Here is a 7,553-nt window from a genome sequence, read left to right as displayed (position 1 = left end):
TGGGTCAACAGGTAAAAGATGAGTAATTTTACTCATTGACAATAGTGCTTTTAGCTTAACTTGTGAGTAATGCCAATAGCCACATAGTAATGGGGTGAAAAAAGCTGAGATAGGGCTTGAGAGCCGCTAAATTTTCCAAATTCATACGGTTATATCCAAAGTTTTCGTATCTATTAAATTTATCTTGCCATTGTATATAGCAATTTTACGTCATCCATAAGATAAATTTTGTTTGAAATTTATCTATAAATCTCATTTATTATGACAATTTAGAGCAGTTTTATGTAAATAATTTGTTATAATAAAAAGAGTTACCAACGCAAGTGTTGCAATACCTTGAGAGTCGCTTCTTACATGACTGCACCCGTTTTTTTGCAATCAGTTTTACATTGGAGATTACAGCTATGAAAACGAATGTGAGTTGCCTCGATCGCCTGATCCGCCTGTTGTTGGCTTCGGTGTTATTTTATCTAGGACTGTTCCTTTACAGCGGTACAGGATTGGGGATTGGTCTAGTCGTTGCAGGTGGCGTATTGCTGGTGACGGCTCTGGTCGGTTTTTGCGGTCTTTATAGCCTTCTGGGAATTCGTACCAGCCAGACGAAAGAGCAAATGAAAGAAAAATTCATTCATTAACTCTTAAGGAGTTTCATCATGGACAATAATTTTCCTCTCGAAAGTCCGTCTCTATCGAGGCGGCAACTACTCAATTTCATCACCGGAGCCACCGTCGCTGCCATCGCAGGTGCCGCCCTCTATCCTGTTGGCAAATTCTTCATTCCGCCCGCAGAAACGGGAGCGGGGGGAGCCATTCTTGCTAAAGATGTTTTAGGAAATCTAATTCCAGCCTCACAAATCCTGGCAGAACTACCGGGAACCCGTGCCCTAGTTGCAGGTTTGGCAGGAGAACCCACCTACTTGATTGTCAAAGAAGATCACACCCTAGACAGCATAGGGATTGTTGATAACTGCACTCACCTCGGTTGCACCTTTCCCTGGAACCCAATGGATCAGCAGTTTCAATGTCCCTGTCATGGTTCCCGCTATGCACCTGATGGGACGGTGGTGCGTGGCCCGGCTCCTCTACCGCTGAAGATTGTTCAGGTTGTGGCGATCGATAACAGAATTTTGATCTCACCTTGGACGGAAAACGATCCCCGCACTGGAGAAAAGCCCTGGTGGGTTTGAGGATTCCGAATCGTCAATCAACCTCTCAAGCTCAACGGATCGCGAAACAGACTTATCTGCGTAAAAAATGTAGAACTTACGCTCATGGCCCCAGAAAGCGGGTTTTTTAGAGAATCTGTGGGTCCGGGCGAAGTATTTTCGTCAAAAAACCCGGTTTCTTTGGTTGGGTGCGTAAGTCCTGAAATGATTTAGAACCGTTTCAGGTCGAGTAGATTGTTCTAAAGTAAAATCATGGTTTATCAAACTGCACCCGATTTGCTCTCTGCATTAACTATGGAATGTCCGCCTTTGGGCGCGGGGCTGGATGGACTGCCGATCGCAGATAAAACAGCGGTTGAAGAGTGCTGCAATTGGTTGAAATTCCATCGCCTTTGGGGGCAATTGCCAGATATAGCACTGCAAGACATTGCCCGATCGCTACACCTGCTCAAGGTCGAACCGAGAACGTTCATCTATCAAACGAATCAACCAGCGATCGGGCTATACCTGCTGAAGTGGGGCGCGGTGGAGATTTATCGACTCTCCTCAATTGGTAAATCCCTGATTCGCCATCGCAGTGCAGGAGAGCTATTTGGCTATGCGTCGCTGATGGCAAACCCAGAAAACAGCAGGCACCAGACTCAGGCGATTGCCCTGACTGCTAGTGAAATCTGGTTTTTGCCCCAGGCTCAGTTTCGCCAGTTGATGCAGCAGTATGCCGAAATTGAACATCTATTCAATGCGCTGTTAGCACAAGACTTAAACGCCTTCAGTGCCCGCATTGCTCGAGAACAGCGCCGCATTCAAGGCTTACAGTCCTACATTCAAGCAGTGCCAAACGGGGAAACGATTCTCGGCAACAGCAAAGCCACTCAAAAGCTGGCGGAACAAATCGATCGAGCCGCCGCTACTCTGAAACCCGTCGTGTTTCAAGCACAACCCGGAACCGGAAAAACCTTTCTAGCAGGGATGATTCATACTCGTTCTGGACTCGCAGACCAACCCTTTGCTGAACTAGATTGTGCCAAGTTACCCCGATCGGAAGATGGCAGGCTCAATACCGACTTTTTATTTGGCAGAGTCGGCGGGCAACCGGGAATTCTCGAACTGTTGGAACGGGGAACGCTACTGCTGAATAATGTTCAAGTATTGAGTGGGGGCGATCGCACCCGCTTCATCCACTACTTCAAAACAGGTGGCATCCTTCCCAATCACGGTGTAAACGGAACTAGCACCCTGACAACCGAGCCTCCCAAACCCGTCCAGTCCTGGGTACGCTTAATCCTTGCCTCTCCTGACCAACTAGAGCTACCAGATGCAGATACAATTCCGATCAAGCTCTTTAGCTTGCCCCAGCGCAAAGCAGATATTCCAGACTTTGCTCGTTACTTCTTAACCCAGTTCTGTCAGGCACAAAATCGTCCGCTGCTGAACCTGGATCAGTCGGATCTGCGTCGCTTGATTAGCTACGACTATCCCGGCAACCTCACAGAACTGGCAGAAATTCTGCATCGGGCAGTCATCATGACCCCACCGGGGCAGTCCGTGATTTCAGAACAAGCCCTATGGTCGGTGCAGTCTGCCAAAAACGCCTTCCGGGTAGATTTGCTCACCCATCTACCCTGGCTGCGGCGAGTGTTGCTGAGCCGCTGGTATCCAGAGGGGATCTGGATGGTGATGATGGCGTTTTTTGTGCCCGTCACGATCGCCGGGTTCATCGGTCCTCAAGCACGAGATAGCAGTGTAACGCTCAATCTCTTTTGGGCGTGGTGGTGGCCGGGTTATCTGTTTCTCTTTGTCTTTGTAGGTCGCATCTGGTGTGCCGTCTGCCCCTTCATGATTACCGCTGAATGGTTGCGTCGGCTCTCTCTGTGGCTGTTTCCGCGCCAGCAACTCACTTGGAATACCCAATGGCTGAATCGCTGGGGAGCCTGGATCTTGTTTGGTGGCTTTGTGGCAATTTATCTATGGGAAAAGCTTTGGGATTTGCCGCATCATGCCGTTCTCTCTGCCTGGTTGCTCTTGGCGATTACGGCTGGAGCGGTCATTTTTAGCCTGATTTACGAGCGGCGGCTTTGGTGTCGCTATCTCTGTCCGATCGGTGGTATGAACGGGATGTTTGCCAAACTGGCGATGATTGAATTGCGATCGACCCAACAGGTATGCGGTAGTCAGTGCAGTACCTTTGGCTGCTATAAAGGCAGTAGCGCCACCCCCGTCACCTTTGCCGATGCCCTGCCTACTGAAGGACAGGCAACGGGTGGCTGTCCGCTCTACTCCCATCCCGCGCAATTGCAGGACAACCGAGACTGTGTGCTATGTATGACCTGTCTCAAAGCCTGTCCCCATCGCTCGGTTCAGTTAAACCTGCGGTTTCCCACATCCGACTTGCTGGAGAATCACCGAGGCTTTTGGGCAGAAGCCGCGCTCCTGTTGCTGCTGTTTGGTGGGGTGTTTATACATCATGCCCAACGGCTTTTAGGAGGGTTAGGCTTCCACAATATTCCCATCGATGCTGACCATTTATTGACCAGTACGCCGATCGTCCTCACTCTTCTCTGTATTCCGTTTGGATTGACATATACCACTCATGCGATCGCCCGTCTCCTCGATCCGCAGCAACCGGATTATCTCACCGTTATCTACGCCTATCTGCCCTTTACCCTGGCAGTAAATCTGGCGCACTACATCCCGGCGGCGGTCACGGAAGCGGGTCAAATTCTGCCTGTCTTGGCGCGAACCTTGGGCTTTAGCGGCACGGGCTTACCAACTCTCACTGGGAGTGCTGATGTTGCGGCTTTCCTTCAAGGGGTAACACTCCTATCCGCTCTGATTTTCAGTGTCTATCCGCTGTTACGAATTACCAAGTGTACCTTGCTCAGCAATCTTCCCCACTTGCTGTTAATTGCCGGACTGACGGTGACGAGTTTCTGGCTAATCATTTGAGGTGTATTCAATTTGCCCTATGAACATTTATGCCAACATTACTGAAATCATCGGTCACACGCCGCTAGTTCAACTTCAACGATTACCGCAGCAGTTTGGCTGCGTTGCCGAAATTGTTCTCAAACTAGAGGGGATGAATCCGGCAAAATCAGTGAAAGACCGGATCGCCGTCAGTATGATGCTAGAAGCAGAACGATCTGGGTTAATTCAACCCGGAATTTCGACGATCGTTGAAGCAACCTCCGGGAATACTGGCATCGGTTTAGCAATGGTGTGTGCAGCTAAAGGCTATCATTTGATCTTGACCATGCCAGACAATATGAGCCGAGAACGGCAACAGATTGTAGAGGCGTATGGTGCAGAGATCATCTTGACTCCGGCCGCAGATGATATGCAAGGAGCGATCGATCGTGCCAATCAACTACTGATGACTCTTCCCCACGCCTTCTCACCCCACCAGTTTAGCAATCCTGCCAATCCCAAAATTCATTACGACACCACTGGCCCAGAAATCTGGCAGGATACCGATGGACAACTTGCCGTCTTGGTTGTGGGTGTGGGAACCGGCGGAACCCTAACTGGAGCCGGACGCTATCTAAAACAGCAAAATCCCCATCTCCAGATCGTTGCGCTCGAACCCGCAAATAGTGCTGTGCTGAGTGAGAAACCTGCGGGTTTCCATAATCTACAAGGTATTGGAGCAGGGTTTATTCCTGATGTTTTGCGAGTGGATTTGATTGATGAAATTGTGACTGTTACCGAAGCGCAGGCTTACGAGACGGGACGACAATTGGCGCAAGTCGAAGGGATTTTGAGTGGCATTTCAACGGGCGCGGCTGTCTACGCGGGATTACAAATTGGGCAGCGATCGCGCTACCAGAATCAACGAATTGCGATCGTCCAACCCAGTGCAGGAGAACGATATCTCAGCACGGCAATGTGGGCAGAACTCCTGCGATCGCCATGACAGCTTTTTCGGTCAATCAAAACAATTAGTAGGGAAACAATAAGATATGAACCAATTCAAAGCATGGGGATTCTCAGCCCAATGGTGGCGCGGTGCGAGAGGTGAATACTGGGTAATCGGTCAAACAATCCTCTTTATTGGCTTTATCCTGTTGCCCGTCTATCCAGTTGTGGCTCTCGATAGTTTGTCTCCTATTTGGAAATACACAGGTTGGGGATTGACTGGTCTTTTTAGTCTAATTGCTGCATTGTTATTACTTTGGGGAAGCGCAGAATTAGGAACGAATCTTACTCCCTTGCCCCACCCCAAGGATGACGGGAAATTAGTAAGCAGTGGAATTTATGGAGTGGTCAGACATCCCATTTATAGTGGCGTGATTTTCTTGGCCCTTGCCTATAGTTGCTGGCAATGGAGTTTAGCTCATGCGATCGGAGCATTGCTCTTGCTACTATTTTTTGATATCAAAGCCAGAAAAGAAGAATCATGGCTGCGAGATAAATTTGCCGATTATGATACCTATCGAGCGCAAGTTAAGAAACTAATTCCTTGGATCTATTAAAGTATTCAGCTTCAATATCTTGAATTGCGATCGCCTCTGGATATATCATCGGATTACTAAAATTAGAAAAATGGGTGGAACCCTTTGTTTGGGAACTGCAAAAATCTCGTCAAGAAATACCTCTAGGTGATGAGGACAATCCAGAACCAGTGATGCTAACTTGGGGGCAAAGATTTGAGCATGGATGGTTCCAGTCGAGCGAAATTGTGCGATCGGTGTGGCTCTATGTCGTGGGTGGTATTGCGATCGGGGCGGGGATTCATGGTTATGTGCCGACAGATTTTATCACCCAATATGCAGGCGCAAATAATCCTTTAGCAGTGCCGATCGCGGTAATTTTGGGTGTTCCACTCTATGCAAACATTGCGGGTGTAATGCCGATTACCGAAGCTTTAGTCAATAAAGGAATGCCGATGGGTACAGTTTTAGCCTTCACAATGGCTGTGACAGCATTATCACTTCCTGAAATGGTGATTCTCAAAAAAGTTTTGAAACCTCAACTCTTAGCCGTGTTTATTGGGTTAATGACTGTTGGAATTATTAGTATCGGCTATATATTTAATGCCCTAATCAATTGATTGACATGGTGCTGAAATATCTGGCTGACAGAGTGAACCCTTAACAATCCATTTCAGGAGAAATCTATGAGCTTTAAGAAACCAATTCAGACTATATTACTGGGATTTTCACTATGTTTTTGCCTCTTGGTTGGTATTGGGAAAAACCCGATCCTCGCAGCAAATCTCATAGAAACTGAACCAATCTTTCAAGAAAAAATGCAAACAATGTCTGAAAAAACCGTGAATCTGGAATCGGGAGTCGATCGCTTTCTCACGTCGATTCCAGCAGGCTATTACACGATCGCCAATGTCGAAGGGTTGAAAAGCCTCTTAGAGAACCCTCAAACCCTGTTGGTGGATGTGCGCGAACCCTCGGAGTATCGATCGGGACATATCGCTAATGCGATCGATATTCCGCTCCGAACACTAACACACAATCTGGATCGAATTCCGCGCGATTACCCCGTAGTTTTGTACTGTTCAACGGGCTATCGATCGGCAATGGGAGTAATGACATTGCACCTATTGGGCTATGAAAATGTCCAGGGATTTCCGCCAAGTTTTGCAGGCTGGAAAAACGCAGGAGAGGCGATCGCCTCTAGCTAATGCACAAAAAAATGAGGATTAAAATCCCAAAAAATTACTCTGGAATCTCCAGAGATTTTAACTTTATGAGGACTTTTGTGATGAACTATAACGGATCTAAAATTCGTCCGATGCGCTGGCTACTGGCTGCTTGGATCTGCGTTTTACTGATTGTCTGTATTCCCTTACCTGCTTTTTCTGCTGTGACCCAAATCGAAGAATATCCAGGGCAGATGCTGTATCAATCCCGCCAAAAACTGCAAGATCAGAACGGAAATTCTTGGCAGGCGATCGGCTTCAAACGCATCCATCCTGAAGGTAGTTCTACTGTCTCTCTGCGCGTCGTGGGCTTTCCTGGTGCGGTGGAATTCGATCGCACTCAACCGCTGATTATGACAACATCTATGGGCGAAACTCTAACCGCCAAGGATATTTCTAGCGAAATTTCTAAGGACACACCAACCCCAGCGAATGTCGCAGAATATGACATTAAGTCTGTCCTACCGCAGTTGCAGGCTGAAATTCCCCTTCACCTAACTTTACCGATGGTAACTGGCTCAGCGATCGAGTTACAAATCCCATTCACGGCGATTCAAGAGTGGCAAACAATTTCTGCTCATTGACTAACTCCAAAAAATCAAACCGATGAATCCCCAACTCTCCACATTTTGGAGCTTACCCACAGATCAGGTGGTAAGGATTCAGGTCTTTGATTGGGGAATAAGAGAAGGCATGAAAAAGTTACAAGAATGGGCAGATATAGCATCACG

Annotated in this window: 8 protein-coding genes; all 8 read left to right on the top strand. The window is 47.8% G+C overall.

Annotation, left to right across the window (positions count from 1 at the left end; all coding sequences use genetic code 11):
- Nucleotides 1-404 precede the first annotated feature (404 nt).
- Entirely contained in the window at nucleotides 405-635 is a 231-nt protein-coding gene (locus QUB61_RS36610; RefSeq protein ID WP_333135980.1) for a DUF2892 domain-containing protein, read from the top strand.
- Between the two features lie 18 nt (nucleotides 636-653).
- Entirely contained in the window at nucleotides 654-1,187 is a 534-nt protein-coding gene (gene petC, locus QUB61_RS36605) for a cytochrome b6-f complex iron-sulfur subunit (protein ID WP_333135982.1), read from the top strand.
- Nucleotides 1,188-1,418: 231 nt separating this feature from the next.
- Nucleotides 1,419-4,112 (top strand): cyclic nucleotide-binding domain-containing protein, encoded by a 2,694-nt coding sequence (locus QUB61_RS36600; protein WP_333135984.1) that lies wholly within the window; start codon nucleotides 1,419-1,421, stop codon nucleotides 4,110-4,112.
- Nucleotides 4,113-4,131: 19 nt separating this feature from the next.
- Nucleotides 4,132-5,079 carry a cysteine synthase A gene (cysK, locus tag QUB61_RS36595; protein ID WP_333135986.1) on the top strand — a complete coding sequence of 316 codons (948 nt, stop codon included), beginning with the start codon at nucleotides 4,132-4,134 and terminating at the stop codon, nucleotides 5,077-5,079.
- Nucleotides 5,080-5,125: 46 nt separating this feature from the next.
- Nucleotides 5,126-5,638 (top strand): isoprenylcysteine carboxylmethyltransferase family protein, encoded by a 513-nt coding sequence (locus tag QUB61_RS36590; RefSeq protein WP_333135988.1) that lies wholly within the window; start codon nucleotides 5,126-5,128, stop codon nucleotides 5,636-5,638.
- A 74-nt stretch (nucleotides 5,639-5,712) separates the two neighbouring features.
- A complete protein-coding gene (locus QUB61_RS36585) occupies nucleotides 5,713-6,216 on the top strand; it encodes a permease (RefSeq protein WP_333135990.1) in 504 nt (167 codons plus the stop codon).
- Nucleotides 6,217-6,423: 207 nt separating this feature from the next.
- Nucleotides 6,424-6,804: a rhodanese-like domain-containing protein gene (locus tag QUB61_RS36580; protein WP_333135992.1), complete on the top strand. Its 381-nt coding sequence runs from the start codon at nucleotides 6,424-6,426 to the stop codon at nucleotides 6,802-6,804.
- Nucleotides 6,805-6,884: 80 nt separating this feature from the next.
- Complete coding sequence (locus QUB61_RS36575; RefSeq protein ID WP_333135994.1) at nucleotides 6,885-7,406, top strand: DUF3122 domain-containing protein; 522 nt, start codon at nucleotides 6,885-6,887, stop codon at nucleotides 7,404-7,406.
- Nucleotides 7,407-7,553 lie beyond the last annotated feature (147 nt).

This window comes from Microcoleus sp. C2D2 (genome assembly GCF_036702495.1).
Taxonomy (GTDB): domain Bacteria; phylum Cyanobacteriota; class Cyanobacteriia; order Cyanobacteriales; family Microcoleaceae; genus Microcoleus.
Note: the sequence above shows the minus strand (reverse complement) of the source record. Positions and strands in the feature narration are given on the sequence as shown.

What these genes read in the sequence shown, in the direction of transcription:
- QUB61_RS36610 (WP_333135980.1), top strand. Translation starts at nt 405, where the DNA reads ATGAAAACGAATGTGAGTTGCCTCGATCGCCTGATCCGCCTGTTGTTG.
- petC (WP_333135982.1), top strand. Translation starts at nt 654, where the DNA reads ATGGACAATAATTTTCCTCTCGAAAGTCCGTCTCTATCGAGGCGGCAA.
- QUB61_RS36600 (WP_333135984.1), top strand. Translation starts at nt 1,419, where the DNA reads ATGGTTTATCAAACTGCACCCGATTTGCTCTCTGCATTAACTATGGAA.
- cysK (WP_333135986.1), top strand. Translation starts at nt 4,132, where the DNA reads ATGAACATTTATGCCAACATTACTGAAATCATCGGTCACACGCCGCTA.
- QUB61_RS36590 (WP_333135988.1), top strand. Translation starts at nt 5,126, where the DNA reads ATGAACCAATTCAAAGCATGGGGATTCTCAGCCCAATGGTGGCGCGGT.
- QUB61_RS36580 (WP_333135992.1), top strand. Translation starts at nt 6,424, where the DNA reads ATGTCTGAAAAAACCGTGAATCTGGAATCGGGAGTCGATCGCTTTCTC.
- QUB61_RS36575 (WP_333135994.1), top strand. Translation starts at nt 6,885, where the DNA reads ATGAACTATAACGGATCTAAAATTCGTCCGATGCGCTGGCTACTGGCT.